The 17,123-nt window shown below is 44.7% G+C and carries 18 protein-coding genes; 16 read left to right on the top strand and 2 right to left on the bottom strand.

Annotation, left to right across the window (positions count from 1 at the left end):
- Positions 1-31 precede the first annotated feature (31 nt).
- Positions 32-2,482 (bottom strand): outer membrane beta-barrel family protein, encoded by a 2,451-nt coding sequence (locus L0P89_RS02070; RefSeq protein ID WP_235266748.1) that lies wholly within the window; start codon positions 2,480-2,482, stop codon positions 32-34.
- Positions 2,483-2,855: 373 nt separating this feature from the next.
- Here L0P89_RS02070 and L0P89_RS02065 point away from each other — a divergent pair, with 373 nt between their 5' ends.
- Positions 2,856-3,215 carry a CoA-binding protein gene (locus L0P89_RS02065; RefSeq protein ID WP_235266747.1) on the top strand — a complete coding sequence of 120 codons (360 nt, stop codon included), beginning with the start codon at positions 2,856-2,858 and terminating at the stop codon, positions 3,213-3,215.
- Between the two features lie 44 nt (positions 3,216-3,259).
- Here the strand turns inward: L0P89_RS02065 and L0P89_RS02060 are convergent, their stop codons facing one another.
- Positions 3,260-4,723: a sodium:solute symporter gene (locus L0P89_RS02060; RefSeq protein WP_235266746.1), complete on the bottom strand. Its 1,464-nt coding sequence runs from the start codon at positions 4,721-4,723 to the stop codon at positions 3,260-3,262.
- 148 nt (positions 4,724-4,871) lie between these two features.
- Here L0P89_RS02060 and recR point away from each other — a divergent pair, with 148 nt between their 5' ends.
- The 15 genes from recR (at position 4,872) to L0P89_RS01985 (ending at position 17,102) form a co-directional block, all read left to right on the top strand.
- A complete protein-coding gene (gene recR, locus L0P89_RS02055; protein WP_235266745.1) occupies positions 4,872-5,492 on the top strand; it encodes a recombination mediator RecR in 621 nt (206 codons plus the stop codon).
- Positions 5,493-5,572: 80 nt separating this feature from the next.
- On the top strand, positions 5,573-6,925 hold the full coding sequence (locus tag L0P89_RS02050; RefSeq protein WP_235266744.1) for a dihydrolipoamide acetyltransferase family protein: 1,353 nt from the start codon (positions 5,573-5,575) through the stop codon (positions 6,923-6,925).
- 59 nt (positions 6,926-6,984) lie between these two features.
- On the top strand, positions 6,985-7,758 hold the full coding sequence (locus L0P89_RS02045) for a prolyl oligopeptidase family serine peptidase (RefSeq protein WP_235266743.1): 774 nt from the start codon (positions 6,985-6,987) through the stop codon (positions 7,756-7,758).
- An 8-nt stretch (positions 7,759-7,766) separates the two neighbouring features.
- Complete coding sequence (locus tag L0P89_RS02040; protein ID WP_235266742.1) at positions 7,767-8,543, top strand: 3'-5' exonuclease; 777 nt, start codon at positions 7,767-7,769, stop codon at positions 8,541-8,543.
- Between the two features lie 6 nt (positions 8,544-8,549).
- A complete protein-coding gene (locus tag L0P89_RS02035) occupies positions 8,550-9,161 on the top strand; it encodes a fumarylacetoacetate hydrolase family protein (RefSeq protein ID WP_235266741.1) in 612 nt (203 codons plus the stop codon).
- Entirely contained in the window at positions 9,161-9,499 is a 339-nt protein-coding gene (locus tag L0P89_RS02030) for an Hpt domain-containing protein (protein ID WP_235266740.1), read from the top strand. Before L0P89_RS02035 ends, L0P89_RS02030 begins: the two co-directional genes overlap by 1 nt.
- A gap of 80 nt (positions 9,500-9,579) precedes the next feature.
- Complete coding sequence (locus L0P89_RS02025; protein ID WP_235266739.1) at positions 9,580-10,827, top strand: competence/damage-inducible protein A; 1,248 nt, start codon at positions 9,580-9,582, stop codon at positions 10,825-10,827.
- A 71-nt stretch (positions 10,828-10,898) separates the two neighbouring features.
- Complete coding sequence (gene rpmB, locus L0P89_RS02020; RefSeq protein WP_235266738.1) at positions 10,899-11,135, top strand: 50S ribosomal protein L28; 237 nt, start codon at positions 10,899-10,901, stop codon at positions 11,133-11,135.
- A gap of 12 nt (positions 11,136-11,147) precedes the next feature.
- Complete coding sequence (gene rpmG, locus L0P89_RS02015) at positions 11,148-11,330, top strand: 50S ribosomal protein L33 (RefSeq protein ID WP_235266737.1); 183 nt, start codon at positions 11,148-11,150, stop codon at positions 11,328-11,330.
- Positions 11,331-11,339: 9 nt separating this feature from the next.
- Positions 11,340-11,492 carry a DUF4295 domain-containing protein gene (locus L0P89_RS02010; RefSeq protein WP_235266736.1) on the top strand — a complete coding sequence of 51 codons (153 nt, stop codon included), beginning with the start codon at positions 11,340-11,342 and terminating at the stop codon, positions 11,490-11,492.
- 116 nt (positions 11,493-11,608) lie between these two features.
- The gene (gene ftsY / locus L0P89_RS02005; RefSeq protein WP_235266735.1) at positions 11,609-12,565 is read left to right on the top strand and encodes a signal recognition particle-docking protein FtsY; all 957 of its coding nucleotides are present in this window, start codon (positions 11,609-11,611) and stop codon (positions 12,563-12,565) included.
- A 3-nt stretch (positions 12,566-12,568) separates the two neighbouring features.
- Positions 12,569-13,435, top strand: a complete 867-nt coding sequence (locus tag L0P89_RS02000; RefSeq protein ID WP_235266734.1) for a DUF2911 domain-containing protein — start codon at positions 12,569-12,571, stop codon at positions 13,433-13,435.
- 68 nt (positions 13,436-13,503) lie between these two features.
- Positions 13,504-14,814, top strand: coding sequence for a 30S ribosomal protein S12 methylthiotransferase RimO (gene rimO / locus L0P89_RS01995; RefSeq protein WP_235266733.1), 1,311 nt, complete (start codon positions 13,504-13,506; stop codon positions 14,812-14,814).
- Between the two features lie 171 nt (positions 14,815-14,985).
- Complete coding sequence (locus L0P89_RS01990) at positions 14,986-15,471, top strand: DoxX family protein (protein ID WP_235266732.1); 486 nt, start codon at positions 14,986-14,988, stop codon at positions 15,469-15,471.
- The gene (locus tag L0P89_RS01985; RefSeq protein ID WP_235266731.1) at positions 15,468-17,102 is read left to right on the top strand and encodes a Gfo/Idh/MocA family protein; all 1,635 of its coding nucleotides are present in this window, start codon (positions 15,468-15,470) and stop codon (positions 17,100-17,102) included. The genes L0P89_RS01990 and L0P89_RS01985 overlap by 4 nt, the downstream gene beginning before the upstream one ends.
- Positions 17,103-17,123: the final 21 nt, after the last annotated feature.

Genomic DNA, 17,123 nt, shown 5'->3' with positions numbered 1-17,123 from the left:
AATATTCAGCATCAAGGCAAATCAATAGTCTTTATAAAATTCCGCCACCGGCTTGTTTCGTATTGCTATCCCTTCGTTTTCTTCCTTTTGCACGGTTTTTACCACTTCCAAAACGATAAGAAAGACCGACATATAGGTTCTGGCTTTCCCAGTTGAACTCGCCATTTTGAACATAGGGGCGCTGTCCGTCAAATTGAAACCGCATGGTATTGAACACATCATTGAAATTTACGCTAATGGTACCCTTGCCCTCAGCAAAACTGTAACGTGCCCCAGTATTGACAAAATACATCGGTTTGACCGTGAACTGTAAATTCTGATTTCGACCACGATAGAAGCCGAATATCTGAAAGGACAATTTTTTGGTGGCCGTAAAGCTGTTGTTCATACGCAGGTTCCATGCCGTGTTTTCAACCTCAACGTCTTCGATTACAATATCGTCTTCTGTAGCCGTGGCCTGATCGCCCTCAAGTCGTTCTGTGATACCCCGTTGTGTTTGGCTGAACAGGTCAAAACTTCCATTGATACTCCACCAACTGGTCGGTTTATAATTTGTCGATAGTTCAAAACCATAGGCCGAAGTATCGTCAAAATTGTCAAAAGTGAGGATGAGCTTATTGAAATCTAATCGGTCAACATACACGGCGCGGTTGATTTCTTCTTCGATCGTTCTATAAAAAACACCAGCGGTCAGACTTCCCTTTTTGAGACGTTTGGTGAAATTCAGTTCATATGAATTGGTGAACTGGGGCAACAAACTGGGGTTTCCGAAAGAAGATATCAGTGGTGTGGCAAATTCCCGTATAGGGTTTACCTGTCCAAGCCCCGGTCTATCGACCCTACGGCTGAAACTGGCCTGCAACTGATCTTTTTCGTTGACATTGTAGGTCAGAAAAGCCGAGGGATAGATTTGGGAGTAATCATCGGTAAAGGCCCTGACCCTATTGGTATCGGCTTTTACTTCAACATCTTCTACCCGAACACCTACTTGATATGACCATTTTTCACGTGTTTGGCCAAAAGTGACATAGGCAGAGTAGATATCCATTCCATACAGAAATTTTGTACTTGGGGTCGGAATCAAATCACCATTTGAATTGAATGACAATCCTGTTGAAGCATAATCTACATCAGTTTCGAACAAACGGGCTTCCAGACCGACTTCCAATTTTGAAATACTGTCCAACGGATTTACATAGTCTAGGTTGGCAATGGTCTGGGTACGTTCGGTATCGACAAAGTCCATATAATCAGGAAACAACGTTGTGCCCCTTGACCTAAAATCGGCATCCTCATCATCGTTGAAGCGATTGTGGTCGATTTCCAATTCTATATTGTGGCCCTCTTTGGCAAAATCAAGTTTATAGTCAAAATTGTATTGCTCGCTGAGGTTGTCGTTCTCATTGTTGAAAAATTGAATCACATCTCGATTGGGATCTAAATTGTACTGAACATCGGTGGTTGCATCGGTCTTGCCGTTGAAGTGGTTCTGATTGGTGAAGAAAGAGATGGTATTCTTGTCGTTCAAATAGAAGTCGACACCAAGCTTGTACAGATGTGACTTGTTATTGCTCAAAAAGTCAAAAATCTGTATCGAGTTTTCATCCTCCCTGAAAATAAACCCATCATTGACCCACTTGCCAATATTGGTGCCATAATTACCATAGAAATTGAACTTGCCATTTCGATAGTTCAAATCGATCGAGGTATTGAATTTGGCCTCGATGCCCTTGGTCAACCCCATATTGATGTTACCATTGAAACCGATATTGGCATTTTTGTGCAGTACAATGTTGATAATGCCGCTCATGCCCTCTGGGTTGTACTTCGCCGACGGATTGGTAATCAATTCAATGGATTTTATCGAAGTGGAAGGTATTTGACGAAGCAACTGGGCCACAGGTACATTTGAAAGCTTACCATCGACCATGACCCGAACATTTGAGTTGCCCCGTAGGGTAATATCCCCGGTCTGTGAATCGACGTTGACCGACGGAATGTTGTTCATAATGTCTGATGCCGTGGCACCTGCCGTGGTCAGATCCTTGCCCACATTGATGACCTTGCGGTCTACCCGTTGTTCAATAGTGGTTCGCTCGCCCACAACTTCTACCTCTTCAAGCTTTTGGGCATCTTCGATTAGGGTAATAGTGCCCAATTCTACCTTTCGATTCTTTTTGGTAATGACCAAATCTTTTTTGAAAGTTTGGTAACCAATGAATTGTACTTCTAAAATGAAATTTCCCTCGGGCAGTTTCTTTATTTCAAAAGTGCCATCTTCAGCCGTGATGCCACCTGTAACGGTCTCGTTGCCATCCGCTGATTTTATGACAATGGCGGCGTAGGCCACTGGCTGATTCTTGGCATTGTCAATGACCTTGCCCGTGATGGAACCAATTTTGTCTTCAGAATCGTTTGCGAATAGCTTGTTTGGATTGATGGTACAAAAAAGCAGCACTAAGAGCACGGCTATGTTTTTCATGACTGTTCGTTTTATTGGTATCCGAAACACCGATAACTATCGGTACGGAATAGATTGATTGATGATGTTACCGATAAGACGATAGTATTGCTTTCATGTTACACTAAAAGTGTGCTTTAACACTTTTTAATGCATTTTTTATTTTTAAGTATTTGATTTTGTGATGGTTGAATAAGAGGGTGCTTTTCCAAAAGAAGTGAACCCCGACATTGCTGCCGGGGTTCTTTACATTGATAAGCTATACTAAACACTAACCATTAACTATAAAAAAATACAGACTTACCAATGATTGAATATTTTTACGCTACCAATAGACGAGTTTTTTTTAAAATAGTTACAATCTTCAAATCAGTTTAACACTTAAATTAACAATATGGGCAAGACACTGGTTTTTGGGGCATCTTTAAAGTCTCACCGATATAGCAATCTAGCCATTCAAAGATTGGTGGCCCATGGTATACGGACCGTAGCATTCGGATTGCGCACAGGAGTGGTTTCGGGAGTGCAAGTTACCACAAATCTTAATACCATTCAAGAAGTTGATACGATTTCATTGTATATGACCCCAGAACGACAAAAAGAGTATTATAACGATATCATTGAACTTCAACCCCGTAGGGTCATTTTTAACCCAAATACTGAAAACCCTGAATTTTACCCGCTACTTGAAGAACATGGTATCGAAGTCGAAGAGGCCTGCACTTTGGTGTTGTTGGGCACAGGGCAGTATTAGGTATTGATCAAGATGACCTTTTTGTTGACCTTTGGCAAAAAAGGCTAATCGGGTTTTTTACTTATCAACCATAATCCCAAAAAGGTCAACAGCCCGTTCAAGGGCAAGAGCTCGTAGCCCAGTACATAACCGCCCAAATGTTCTGGGGGCAGGTTGGCCACTAGGGCAATAATGGCCACTGAAAGCCCGGTCACTAACCACACATAACTATCTTTTACTTCGAGTTTGGTAAATATGCCAAAGGCAAAGAGGCCAAGCAGTGGCCCATAGGTATAGCCCGCCACGGTCAAGAGTCCATCGATTACATTACGGGCCAGCACATATTTGAAAATGATAATGACCACAATCAACATGGCGCTCATGGCGATATGGGTACGCTTGCGCAGGCGTTTTTGATCGGCCATTGATTTTTTTTCGATGTTCATGAAATCGATACAGAACGAGGTGGTCAACGAGGTGAGGGCACTATCGGCACTGCTGTAGGCCGCAGCGATGAGCCCCAACATAAAGGTGATGGCCAAGGTAAGCCCCAAACCGCTATTGAGCGCTATTTCTGGGAACAATAGATCTGTCTTCGGGGCGCCGTCCATCAACGGTACGGCGATGTTGTTTTTGTGGGCATATATGAACAATAAAGCCCCCAACAGCATGAACAGGAAGGTAACGCCGACCAGCACAAAACTGAACGATACCATATTCTTTTGGGCATCTTTCAGGTTTTTGCACGTAAGGTTCTTTTGCATCATGTCTTGATCAAGCCCTGTCATGCAAATGGTGATGAACATACCGCCGATGAACGACTTCAGCAAGTGGTTTCGGGCCATAAAATCATCAACAAAGAGAAACGTGCTGTATTCTTTTAATTCAGACGAAGCGATAAACTCTGAAAAACTCCATTCCAGTTCACGATTGATGAAAATGATACTGAGAATGACCGCCAGAATCATGAAAAGCGTTTGCAGGGTGTCGGTCCACACAATGGTCTTGATGCCTCCGCGGGCGGTATAGGTCCAAATAAGTAAGATGGAGATGACCACTGTGATTTCAAACGGTACCCCAAAGTCGTCGAACACGAATTGTTGCAGAACGATGGCCACCAAGAACAACCGAAAGGCAGCACCGAGTACCCGTGAGACGAAGAAAAAAAAGGCTCCCGTCTTATGGCTGGTAGGGCCGAACCTTTCGAGCAGGTATTCGTAGATTGAGGTCAGATTTAACCGGTAATAGATGGGCATCAGCAAAAAGGCCACTACAAAATAACCAAAGAGGTAGCCCAAAACGACCTGCATATAGCTGAACTGTGAGGCCTCGACCCAACCGGGCACTGAAATAAAGGTTACCCCTGATAGTGAGGCGCCCACCATGCCGAAGGCAACAAGGTACCAAGGTGATTGCTTGCCCGCTTTGAAAAAATCGGCGTTGCTATCGTTTTTGCCAGTAAAATAAGAGATGAGAAGCAAAACCAAAAAATAGGCCCCTATCAAAATGAGTATCTGGGTCGGCGACATGTAGAAATTTTGGATCGCAAAGTACAAAAGTCATACCTCATTGCCCACCACTTAAGAAAGGTTTTTGGTTCCTTCTCCTTGAAAGTGCAATTGGGGTGAGAAGCAAAACAAACAATAAAATCGTAATTTTACATCCTTAACTTTGGGTATGGAGTTTTCATCGAAACTATTGGAAAATGCGGTGTACGAGATGTCACAATTGCCCGGTATAGGCAAACGCACGGCCTTGCGCCTGGTACTGTACCTGTTGAAACAGCCCGAAGCACAGACCGAGAACCTGTCAAGCGCATTGTCAAAGCTTCGCAATGAGGTGAATTTCTGCAAAAACTGCCACAATATTTCCGATACCGAACTGTGCGAGATCTGTGCTAACCCTAAGCGTGATGCTTCCCTGATCTGTGTGGTTGAGGATATCAGGGATGTCATGGCCATTGAGAACACCTCACAATATCGTGGTCTCTACCATGTTCTGGGCGGAAAGATTTCACCGATGGAAGGGGTGGGTCCACAAGACTTGAACATTGTTTCCCTAGTGGAAAAAGTAAAGGAAGGGGAAATCAAAGAACTGATCTTTGCCCTTAGCTCGACCATGGAAGGCGATACGACCAATTTTTACATTTATAAGCAGTTAGAAGGTGTTGATGTGAAGACTTCGACCATTGCACGCGGCATTTCAGTGGGTGATGAGCTCGAATATGCCGATGAGGTGACCTTGGGGCGCAGTATTTTAAACCGAGTGCCATTTGAGAGTTCCATCAAGGCAAATTAATTATGCATAAATTAAAGATCAGCCCGTTTTTATATTATTTTTGCAAAAAATAAGCTTCAAAAAGCTCGAACAATAAGAATATGTCAAAATTCGAATTGAAATTGCCACAAATGGGCGAGAGTGTCGCCGAGGCAACATTGACCGCTTGGCTGAAAGAAGTGGGTGATACCATTGAAATGGACGAACCTATCTTCGAAATTGCCACCGACAAGGTTGATTCTGAAGTGCCGAGCGAAGTCGAAGGCAAGTTGTTGGAAAAAAGGTTCGAGGTCGATGACGTGATCAAGGTCGGTGAAGTGGTCGCCGTGATTGAAACTGAAGGTGAGGTTTCCCAAGAAGTGACCATAGAAGATGAGCCTGCCGAAGAAACAGGGGCCACTGAAGCACCCGAACCAGTGGTCGAGTTAGAGCAACAAATGCAGACGGTACAAGAATCGGTAGCTCCGGCAGCAGCAGACCTTTCAGGTTCTGGGCGTTTTTATTCCCCTTTGGTCAAGAATATCGCCAAAGAAGAAGGCATTTCATTTCAAGAGTTGGAGACAATCCCCGGTACGGGCAAAGAAGGCCGGGTGACCAAGAACGATATTTTGGCCTTTATCGAAAATCGAGGGGCAAATGGCGGCTCAAAAGCCATTGAGGTGCAACCAAAAGCTGAACCGACACCACATCCTATTCAAGAAACCGCTAAAGAACCTTCAAGGCCCAGCACTGTGGCGGTGAAAGATGGTGATGAAACAATACCGCTTACCAGAATGGGCAAGCTTATTGCCCATCATATGACAGAAAGTGTGGCCACTTCGGCACATGTACAGAGTTTTGTCGAGGTCGATGTGACCAATGTGGTCAATTGGCGCAACAAGACCAAAAAGAGCTTTGAAGAACGAGAAGGTGAGAAACTCACATTTACACCGATTTTTATGGAAGCCGTGGCCGTTGCCATAAAAAAATATCCGCTGATAAACATCTCTCTCGATGGTGACAACGTCATCAAAAAGAAGAATATCAATATAGGCATGGCGGCGGCACTGCCCGACGGTAACCTTATTGTGCCCGTCATCAAAAATGCCGATCAACTGAACTTGGTGGGCATGGCCAAGACGGTGAATGATTTGGCCAATCGGGCCCGCAACAATGAATTGAAGCCAGACGAAATTCAAGATGGCACTTACACGGTCACCAATGTAGGCTCTTTTGGGAGCGTGTTCGGCACACCTATTATCAACCAACCACAAGTGGGGATCTTGGCCCTTGGGGCAATCCGTAAAGTGCCTGCCGTCATTGAAACGGAAGAGGGCGATTTTATTGGAATACGCAGCAAAATGTTTCTCTCACACAGCTATGACCACCGAGTGGTCAATGGCGCGTTGGGCGGCATGTTCGTAAAAGCAGTTGCTGATTATCTTGAGGCCTGGGATGTAAACCGTGAAATTTAGGTTTTCATATCTTTTTTAGGACTGGTATTACTATTTTTAGGGATTGAAAACCTGAATCCATGAAGTTTTTTAGCCTGATCCTTATGCTTTTGGCCTTTTCAGTAGCGATACCACAAGATTCCACTATGTACGTGAAGAAGGTTTTTGAGATGGACGGCGGTGCATTGCCCTATCGTTTGCTGTTGCCCAAAGACTATGATGAAGAAAAAGACTATCCGCTCATTCTGTTTCTACACGGTTCGGGTGAACGGGGCAATGACAATATGGCCCAGTTGGTGCACGGTTCCAGCCTGTTTTTGAAGGATGATGTGCGTGAGAAATACCCGGCAATCGTTGTATTTCCGCAGTGTGCGGCCAATAGTTCATGGGCAAAAACCGATGTTCGTGGGCAGTGGGGCAACCGCGAGTTTGTGTTTTATCAGGATGCCGAACCTACAAACGACCTGCTGCTTTTAGAGGGCTTGCTCAAATACTTGAAACGAAAATATCCCGTCGATAAAAACAGGATGTACGTTGGCGGACTCTCAATGGGCGGTATGGGTACCTTTGAGTTGGTGAACCGCAACCCCAGAATGTTTGCAGCTGCCTTTCCGATATGCGGTGGAGCAAATCCTAATATCGCAAAACGACTAAAAAAAGTGTATTGGTGGGTGTTTCATGGTGAAGCTGACAATGTGGTGCCACCAAAATATTCCACCCAAATGGTCGATGCGCTACAAGATGTAGGGGCAGAAGTAAAGTATTCATTATACCCTGATGTGGGCCATGATAGTTGGAACAACGCTTTCGCAGAACCCGGCTTGCTTTCTTGGCTATTTTCCAAATCTAAATAACCGCATCCATGCAATTACAACTGACCAAACCCATCTGTTTTTTTGACCTTGAGACCACAGGTACCAATGTGGCGAAAGACCGTATTGTCGAGATATCCATACTAAAGATACATCCTAACGGAAACAAAGAGAGCAAGACCTGGCTGGTGAATCCTGAGATGGAGATTCCGGCAGAGGCCATTGCCGTTCATGGCATCTCAAATGAAAAAGTGGTGAACGAGCCTACTTTCAAACAATTGTCAAAAGAAATCTACAGCTTGATCAAAGACAGTGATTTGGCAGGGTTCAATTCAGACCGTTTTGATATTCCGCTACTGGCCGAGGAAATGATGCGGGCCGATGTTGATTTTGACATGAAACACATGGTGTCTGTCGATGTACAGACCATCTTTCACAAAATGGAAAAGCGTACACTTGAAGCGGCCTACAAATTCTATTGTGATAAAAGTCTGGAGGATGCCCATAGTGCCAAGGCCGATACCCTTGCCACTTATGAGGTGCTGTTGGCCCAGCTAGAACGGTATCCAGAACTGGAGAACAATATCAAAAAACTGGCCGAATTCTCTACACATCGAAAATTTGCCGATTTTGCCGGTTTTCTAGGTTATAACGAAGAAGGTGATGTGATTTTTTCCTTTGGAAAGCATAAAGGCAAAGAAGTGGAAAAGGTTTTGGATGAAGAACCAGGCTATTTCGGCTGGATACTGAATGCCGACTTCCCGCTCTATACCAAAAAGGTGTTGACACAGATCAAGTTGAGCCGATTGAACAATAAATTGGCATAATATAGTATGAAGTTAATATGCATTGGCCGAAACTATGCGGCCCATATAGACGAACTGAACAATGAACGCCCTGCCGAACCTGTAGTGTTCATCAAGCCTGATTCTGCGGTATTGCCCAAAGAACAAGATTTTTATATTCCTGAATTTTCGAATGATGTGCATTATGAAGTTGAGGTTTTGGTCAAGATCAAAAAAGTGGGCAAGCATATCGACCAGAAATTTGCACATAGGTACTATGATGAAGTCAGTTTAGGAATTGATTTTACCGCCCGCGATCTACAATCAAAACTCAAAGAAAAAGGCTTGCCCTGGGAAAAGGCCAAAGGTTTTGACGGTGCAGCCGTAGTGGGTAGGTGGATTCACAAAGAGAAGTACGAAAATTTAGACAGACTGGGGTTTTCGTTGTTAAAAAATGGGGAAATTGTACAATCTGGAGATACAAGTCTGATGCTGTGGAAGATAGACGAGCTCATTGCCCACGTTTCAACCTATTTTATGCTCAAAAAGGGCGATATCGTCTTTACGGGCACTCCTGCAGGTGTTGGTAAAGTAGTGCCAAATGACTACCTTGTCGGTAGAATAGAAGCGGAAGAGTTTTTCGCAATTAACGTCAGGTAATGATTTATAGTTTGGAAAAGGTCAATGAAATGGCCGAAGGAGATGAGGATTTTGTCTTGTCGGTGGTTTCAGTTTTTTTAGAGGAAGTGCCTGAAGACTTAACGGCCCTTGAAGATGCCATTGACCGAAAAGACTTTGAACAGGTTTACAAACTGGCCCATAAAATAAAACCCAATGTTGATTTGTTGGGGATGGAACAGACCCGTGCCATAGCCCTGGAAATCGAGACTTTGGGCAAGAACGAATCGAATTTGGAACAAATAGAGGGAAAATTCCCCTTGCTCAAAAAAGATATCGAACAGGTGATCGCCGAGCTGAAAAGTGACTTCGACCTTTAATCTCCACTACTTTTCTTGAATTTAGTTTGGTTATTTTTGCTGCCTACTTGCAAAGTTTCAAGTAGGCAAATACGTTTTTTATGCAGGCAGAGATCGTAACCATTGGAGATGAAATCTTGATTGGGCAGATTATCGACTCCAATTCGGCCTTTATCGCCAAAGAATTGAACAAGATCGGGGTATCTGTATACCAAATCACGTCGGTACAAGACGATCGTCAGCATATTTTAGATGCCTTGACAGAAGCCAACCGGCGTTCACAAGTGGTCATTATGACCGGTGGTTTGGGTCCGACGAAAGACGATATCACCAAGCATACCCTATGTGAGTTTTTAGAGGATGAACTGGTTCAAGATGGTGAGATCTTGGCCCATGTCGAAATGCTGTTCGAGAAATTCATTTCGACGCCCATATCTGATTTGAACCGCAAACAAGCCCTGGTGCCCACTAGGGCCGTTGTACTGAAAAACAATTATGGTACCGCTCCTGGACTGTGGATGGAGAAAAACGGTTCGGTCTTTGTTTCGCTTCCCGGGGTGCCCTTTGAGATGAAAAACTTGATCATTGATCAGGTGATTCCACGAATTATTGATAAATATGAGCGTCCGCACATTCTCCATAAAACCATCATGACCTATGGATTGGGAGAGAGTGCCGTGGCCAATAAAATAGAGGATTGGGAAAACAAGCTCCCATCCTTTGTCAAACTGGCCTATCTACCCAATTTGGGTCGGGTACGATTACGTCTGACCGCCAAGGGTACCGATATGGAACTGCTCAAAAAAACAATTGAGGCCGAAGCGAAGAAACTGTATCCGTTGATTGGCGATATCATTTATGGGGAAGAAGAAGATGAAAGTATCGAGGCACTGGTGGCCAAATTGCTGACCGATAAAAAGATGACCCTTTCGACCGCTGAAAGCTTCACGGGGGGCAAAATTGCAGGGCATATCACCGCCGTTCCAGGGGCTTCAGACTATTTTAAGGGTACAGTGGTCAGCTATGCTACCGAAACCAAAATACGATTATTGGGCGTTGATAAAGGGTTGATCGAACAATATTCAGTGGTCAGTGAAGCGGTGGCCGTGGCAATGGCCAAGAATGTAAAACAAATCTTGGGTACTGATTTCTCGATAGCCACCACGGGCAATGCGGGCCCGACCAAAGGTGATTCCGATGTCGAGGTGGGCACGGTTTTCATTGCCATAAGCACGCCCGAACGTACTTTTGCACAACAGTTCGTGATGGGCAATCACCGTGAGCGTATCGTGCAAAAGTCTGTGAACAAGGCTTTTGAGCTTTTGCAAAAGGAAATTGTAAAATTCTGAGCGGGAATTTTGCGCATCAATCGAAAAGCACTAAATTTGCACCCTCAATAAAATCACGCAAAGCGAAGGCGATGTCAAGAATTTGTGAAATTACGGGAAAAAAGGTGATGTTCGGAAACAATGTTTCCTTCTCCATCAACAAGACCAAAAGAAGATTTGACGCCAATATCTCAAAGAAGCGTTTCTATGTTCCTGAAGAGGGGCGTTGGGTGACGTTGAATGTTTCCGCCAAGGGCATCAAGATCATCAACAGAAGAGGTGTTTCAGCCGCTTTGAAAGAGGCAAGGGCCAAAGGATACACCAAATAATAGCAGAGCAAGATGGCAAAGAAAGGCAATAGAATTCAGGTTATTTTAGAGTGTACCGAGCATAAAAATTCTGGTATGCCGGGTACATCAAGGTATATTACCACCAAGAACAAAAAGAACACGCCCGATAGGATCGAAATCAAAAAATTCAATCCGATCTTGAAGCGTATGACCGTTCATAAAGAAATCAAATAAGCAGGAGTCATGGCAAAGAAGACCGTAGCAACATTACAATCGAGCTCAAAAAGATTGACAAAGGCCATCAAAATGGTCAAATCGCCCAAGTCAGGGTCCTACACCTTTGTAGAGTCTGTTATGCCCCCTGAGCTTGTAAACGAATGGTTGGCGAAGAAGTGAGCCAAACACGATATGAGAATGAAAAAAGCCGTCCCCATAACCATCAGGACGGCTTTTTTGTTTTAACATAACTCCCCTTACTTTCCTATCTTTGATTTCCAACTTTAAATGGACCAATGAGCCTATTCAAAAAAATATTTTCAAAAGAAAAAAAGGAGACGCTTGATAAAGGCCTTGAGAAGAGCAAGACCAGTTTTTTTGGCAAGCTGACCAAAGCGGTCGCGGGCAAGTCAAAGGTCGATGACGAAGTACTCGATAACCTTGAAGAGGTATTGGTCACCTCTGATGTAGGGGTCAATACTACCTTAAAAATCATCGAACGTATTGAAGAGCGGGTGGCCCAAGACAAATATATGGGCACCGATGAACTGAACACCATTTTGCGTGAAGAGATTGCAGCATTGCTCTCAGAGACCCATGTGGGCGAGGCCGAAGAATTTTTGGTGCCAGAGAATAAAAAACCCTATGTCATCATGGTGGTCGGGGTGAACGGGGTCGGCAAGACCACGACCATTGGCAAACTGGCCCGTCAGTTTAAAAATCAAGGCAAAAAAGTGGTCTTGGGCGCGGCAGATACCTTTCGTGCAGCGGCCATCGATCAATTGCAGGTATGGGCAGAGCGCGTTGATGTGCCCATCGTGAAGCAGAAAATGGGCAGTGACCCCGCTTCCGTAGCTTTTGATACTTTGAATTCTGCCGTTGCCGACGATGCCGATGTGGTCTTGATCGATACGGCGGGTCGGTTGCACAACAAGGTGAACCTGATGAACGAGCTTACCAAGGTGAAGAGGGTCATGCAAAAAGTGGTGCCCGATGCCCCACATGATGTATTGTTGATACTGGATGGTTCCACAGGGCAAAATGCCTTTGAGCAGGCCAAACAGTTTACCAAGGCCACTGAAGTTACCAGTTTGGCCGTGACCAAACTGGACGGTACGGCCAAAGGCGGGGTGGTGATCGGCATTTCCGATCAGTTTCAGATACCCGTCAAATACATTGGGGTAGGGGAAGGCATTGATGACCTACAGGTCTTTAACAAATACGAGTTTGTGGATTCGTTTTTTAAGATTTGAACAATGAAATGGCTCAGCCTGCTTTTTACCCTCTCATGTTGGCTATGCCATTCACAAATCTCCCACCCCAAAGCCAGTCCGTTTTCAGTAGTGGAACAGGAAGTGGGCCTTTCCAAAATCCGTGTTGAATATTCCCGTCCGGCCGTTCGGGGGCGTCACGTGTTCGGTCCTCAAAAAGATGGGCAAAAAGGCTTGGTGCCCTATGGGCGTATCTGGCGGGTCGGGGCCAATGAAAGCACTAAAATCACGGCAGAGGCGAATATGGAGGTAATGGGCAATAAATTGCCGAAGGGAGTCTATGCCCTATATGCCTTTCCCGATGAAAAGGAGTGGCAAATCGTTTTTCACACGAACACTGGCCACTGGGGAGATGGGCGAAAGAATTACAATCTTGATGAAGATTTGTTCAGGATAACGGCAATACCACAAGAGATACCCTATCACCAAGAAAACTTTTTAATGGCCTTTGACAATATCACCCATACTTCTGCCAACCTGAACTTGATTTGGGCCAATACCAAAGTGACCATCCCTTTTTCCGTTGATACCGATGCCCAGATGGAAGCTGAGATTGCAAAACAGATCAAAGAAAACCCTACGGCCCTGACGTACTATGAAGCGGCCCGTTACCTACAAGAACAGGGCAAAGACTTTGAACGGGCATTGCAATACCTCGAGAAGGCACTTGAGATTGGTGGCGACACCTATTATTTTCACCGGGTGAAGAGTTTGGTAGAAGCAGCATTGGGTGATTATGGCGCAGCCATCGAATCTGCCCAGATATCTTTAAAGATCGCTTCAGAATTGGAAAAGGACGAATTCGTCCGTATGAACGAAAAGAACATCAAAAAGTGGAAAGCAAAGCTGTGAGGCCATGAAGCATGTTCGGTGGAACCACACAGATTAACTTTTGTATTTTTGCATCCATTTTCTTTGGTATGCGTACAAAATCACTTAAAAAGAACAAAATCAATGTGGTGACCTTGGGCTGTAGCAAAAATGTCTACGACTCTGAGGTGCTCATGGGGCAGTTGCGTGCCAATAACAAAGAGGTGGTGCATGAAGAAGAGGGCAATGTAGTGGTCATCAATACCTGCGGGTTTATTGCCAATGCCAAGGAAGAAAGCGTCAACACCATTCTTGAATATGTGCAGAAAAAAGAGGCGGGCGAGGTCGATAAGGTATTTGTCACGGGATGTCTGAGCGAACGCTACAAACCTGATCTGCAAAAGGAGATTCCCAATGTTGATGACTACTTCGGCACCAGTGACCTGCCCAATCTTTTGAAAGCCTTGGGGGCTGATTATAAGCATGAGCTGTTGGGAGAACGCTTGACCACTACCCCAAAAAACTATGCCTATCTAAAAATTGCGGAAGGCTGTGACAGGCCATGTTCATTTTGTGCTATTCCCCTGATGCGCGGCAAGCACAAAAGCAAACCGATGGAAGAACTGGTTGCCGAAGCTGAAAAGCTCGCTGCCAATGGTGTAAGGGAACTGATTCTGATCGCCCAAGATCTGACCTACTACGGGTTGGATTTATACAAAAAGCGGAATTTGGCGGAGCTGCTTCAAAAATTGGCCAAAGTGACCGGAATTGAATGGATCCGTCTACATTATGCCTTTCCAACCGGGTTCCCCATGGATGTTTTGGAGGTTATGAAAGATGACCCAAAAATCTGCGACTATATCGATATTCCATTACAGCACATTGCAGACCCCATTTTAAAGAGTATGCGTAGGGGAACCACAAAGGCAAAAACGACCAAGTTGCTACAAGATTTTAGGGAAGCTGTGCCAGGTATGGCCATCCGTACCACCTTGATCGTTGGTTACCCTGGGGAAACCGAAGCAGATTTTCAAATTCTGAAAGATTGGGTCAGGGCTATGCGGTTTGAACGTTTGGGCTGTTTCACTTATAGTCACGAAGAGAACACCCATGCCTTTAATTTGGCAGATGATGTACCACAAGAAATAAAACAACAGCGCGCCAACGAGATCATGGAAGTACAGTCACAAATCTCATGGGAGCTGAACCAAGATAAAATCGGGAAAACCTTTCGTTGTATCATCGATAGAAAAGAGGGCAATTATTTTATTGGTCGCACCGAGTTTGATTCCCCCGACGTCGACAATGAAGTTCTGGTAGATGCCTCTAAATATTATGTGAAAATCGGAGATTTTGCGAATATCAAAATCACCGAAGCATCTGACTTTGATTTATACGGAATGCCCATTTTGTCATCTTGAGTGCTGCCGAAGAGTTGATCTATATGGCGTCGCCCATATTTTGTTGCTTTTTTCATCATCGGCCTGAATTTCGTTTTATGATATTTGTCATGACCTTTTTTTGCTAGGGAGATTACTTTTATATCTTGTAACTTGTTTTGACAACCTTAACCACTCAATCATATGTCTACAATGAAATCGAATTGGCAATTGAAACATAGCATCGTGCTATTGCGGATATTGATAGGATGGCATTTTTTGTACGAAGGCATTACAAAAATGTATGATCCTGATTGGACCTCTTTCGGATACTTGGCCTCAGCACAGGGTCCGTTAAAACCATTTTTTACTTGGCTGACCTCTGATGCCCTTATCGGATGGGTCGATACGTTGAACGTAGTTGCGTTAATTTTGGTGGGAATAACCCTTATTTTGGGCTTTCTTGAAAAAATAGGCGCCTTGGCGGGTATTGGCCTTTTGGCACTCTATTATCTGGCGCATCCTTCGCTACCTTGGCTACCCCAAATAAATGTCGAGGGCAGCTATTGGTTCGTGAACAAAAACCTGATAGAGTTGGTGGCCTGTATGATTCTTTATCAACATCCTACCGGACATGTCTTCGGGTTGGGGTGTTTTTTCAAAAACAATAAAAGAACAGCTAAAATAGAGAAGGTATGAAATGGAGTAGAAGAGATTTGCTAAAAGGTTTGGGCGGTCTGCCAATATTGGGAGCTGTTTGGTGGGCCGGGGCCGCCAATACGGTCAGTGGCCGAAGAGAACGCTCTGAAATATTGGAACAGTTGAACATAGCCCCATCGTTGCCGCCTACCGTACCTGACATAACGGGCGACCCTGTTCGCGTGGGTATTATTGGCTTTGGAGGCCGGGGCGAGCATTTGTGCCGCGCCATGGGTTTCGCCACCAAAGAATGGGTAGAGGCCATGGAATTGGAGGCCAATGAAAATCCCAACCACAAAGCTTTGGAAGATTTTTTAAAACAAGATAAGCTGAACGTGCGCATAACAGCGGTCTGTGACGTTTTCGATGTTCGGGCCGAGATGGCCATCAATGCCTTTGCTACAAAAGATAATACCATAAAACGCTATAAGACCCATCAAGAGATGATCGACAGCGGTGAGGTCGATGCCATTGTCATTGCTACCCCCGATCATTGGCATGCCCCTATGTCAATCGACGCGCTCAATAAAGGGATTCATGTATATGTTGAAAAACCCATGACCCATACCATTGAAGAGACTTATAGACTTCGTGAGGCGGCCAAAAAATCAAAAGCCGTATTTGCCGTAGGCCACCAGCACAGGCAAACGTTGAGTTTCAAGACGGCACAAGACATTGTATCGAAAGGTACTTTGGGCCACGTTTCGCTCATACAGACCAATACAAACCGGAATGACGACAATGGTGCCTGGAACTATGATATTCATGAAAAGGCGAGTGAACAGACCATTGACTGGGAAATGTTTTTGGGTACTGCTCCCAAAATACCGTTCAATAAAAACCATTTTTTTAGATGGCGTAAATGGTGGTCGTATGGTTCAGGGCTTTCAGGTGACCTATTGACCCATGACTATGACCGTTTGAACTGTGTGCTGAATATGGGTATTCCAAAATCAGTTATGGCATCTGGTGGCATCTATACCCACAACGATAGCCGAACCGTACCCGATGTACTACAGGTGAATATGGAATTTCCTGAGTTCAGTACAGGCAGCAGCCAGAAAAAGGGCAAAGAAAAGGGTATGACCTTTTGTTATAGCGCCACCTTGGGCAATGGCTTCAACAGACCCACTATCTTGATGGGGCACGATGCCACCATGGAACTGGGCAATAAACTTACCGTATGGCCAGATGGTGGCTCTACCCGATATGCTGAAATGCTCGAAGCAGAGAAAATGCGACCAGTGGCTCCGATCTACCAATACAACCCCGGAGCCAATGTACCAGATGCCATTTCTTCGGCCACATCACAATATTTCGCTGATAAGGGCCTTATGTGGACATACATCAATGGCCAAAGGGTCGATTCAACCTTTTTACATATGCGTGAATGGTTGAGTGCAATCAAGAACGGTGGCAAGGTGAGCTGTGGAATCGATGAAGGCTTTGATGAGGCCATTACCGCCCATATGGCCGGCCTTTCTTGGAAATTGGGCAAACGAATCGATTGGGATGCCGAAAGCGAAACATTGGTGCCCATAGAGGGGATTGATTTTGATGAAGCCTTATTGGCAGAATCTTTGGATTTTGACAAGAAAGAGACTGATAAACCCGTCGAGATGTTGTCATAGACTTCGATGATTGAATGAAAG

It is taken from the genome of Muricauda sp. SCSIO 65647 (assembly GCF_021534965.1).
Lineage (GTDB): Bacteria > Bacteroidota > Bacteroidia > Flavobacteriales > Flavobacteriaceae > Flagellimonas_A.
This window is presented reverse-complemented; position numbering and strand designations above follow the sequence as displayed.

What these genes read in the sequence shown, in the direction of transcription:
- L0P89_RS01990 (WP_235266732.1), top strand. Translation starts at nt 14,986, where the DNA reads ATGAAATCGAATTGGCAATTGAAACATAGCATCGTGCTATTGCGGATA.
- rpmG (WP_235266737.1), top strand. Translation starts at nt 11,148, where the DNA reads ATGGCAAAGAAAGGCAATAGAATTCAGGTTATTTTAGAGTGTACCGAG.
- L0P89_RS02025 (WP_235266739.1), top strand. Translation starts at nt 9,580, where the DNA reads ATGCAGGCAGAGATCGTAACCATTGGAGATGAAATCTTGATTGGGCAG.
- L0P89_RS02060 (WP_235266746.1), bottom strand. Translation starts at nt 4,723, where the DNA reads ATGTCGCCGACCCAGATACTCATTTTGATAGGGGCCTATTTTTTGGTT.
- L0P89_RS01985 (WP_235266731.1), top strand. Translation starts at nt 15,468, where the DNA reads ATGAAATGGAGTAGAAGAGATTTGCTAAAAGGTTTGGGCGGTCTGCCA.
- L0P89_RS02045 (WP_235266743.1), top strand. Translation starts at nt 6,985, where the DNA reads ATGAAGTTTTTTAGCCTGATCCTTATGCTTTTGGCCTTTTCAGTAGCG.
- rpmB (WP_235266738.1), top strand. Translation starts at nt 10,899, where the DNA reads ATGTCAAGAATTTGTGAAATTACGGGAAAAAAGGTGATGTTCGGAAAC.
- L0P89_RS02040 (WP_235266742.1), top strand. Translation starts at nt 7,767, where the DNA reads ATGCAATTACAACTGACCAAACCCATCTGTTTTTTTGACCTTGAGACC.
- rimO (WP_235266733.1), top strand. Translation starts at nt 13,504, where the DNA reads ATGCGTACAAAATCACTTAAAAAGAACAAAATCAATGTGGTGACCTTG.
- L0P89_RS02065 (WP_235266747.1), top strand. Translation starts at nt 2,856, where the DNA reads ATGGGCAAGACACTGGTTTTTGGGGCATCTTTAAAGTCTCACCGATAT.
- L0P89_RS02030 (WP_235266740.1), top strand. Translation starts at nt 9,161, where the DNA reads ATGATTTATAGTTTGGAAAAGGTCAATGAAATGGCCGAAGGAGATGAG.
- L0P89_RS02035 (WP_235266741.1), top strand. Translation starts at nt 8,550, where the DNA reads ATGAAGTTAATATGCATTGGCCGAAACTATGCGGCCCATATAGACGAA.
- ftsY (WP_235266735.1), top strand. Translation starts at nt 11,609, where the DNA reads ATGAGCCTATTCAAAAAAATATTTTCAAAAGAAAAAAAGGAGACGCTT.
- L0P89_RS02070 (WP_235266748.1), bottom strand. Translation starts at nt 2,482, where the DNA reads ATGAAAAACATAGCCGTGCTCTTAGTGCTGCTTTTTTGTACCATCAAT.
- L0P89_RS02050 (WP_235266744.1), top strand. Translation starts at nt 5,573, where the DNA reads ATGTCAAAATTCGAATTGAAATTGCCACAAATGGGCGAGAGTGTCGCC.
- recR (WP_235266745.1), top strand. Translation starts at nt 4,872, where the DNA reads ATGGAGTTTTCATCGAAACTATTGGAAAATGCGGTGTACGAGATGTCA.
- L0P89_RS02000 (WP_235266734.1), top strand. Translation starts at nt 12,569, where the DNA reads ATGAAATGGCTCAGCCTGCTTTTTACCCTCTCATGTTGGCTATGCCAT.
- L0P89_RS02010 (WP_235266736.1), top strand. Translation starts at nt 11,340, where the DNA reads ATGGCAAAGAAGACCGTAGCAACATTACAATCGAGCTCAAAAAGATTG.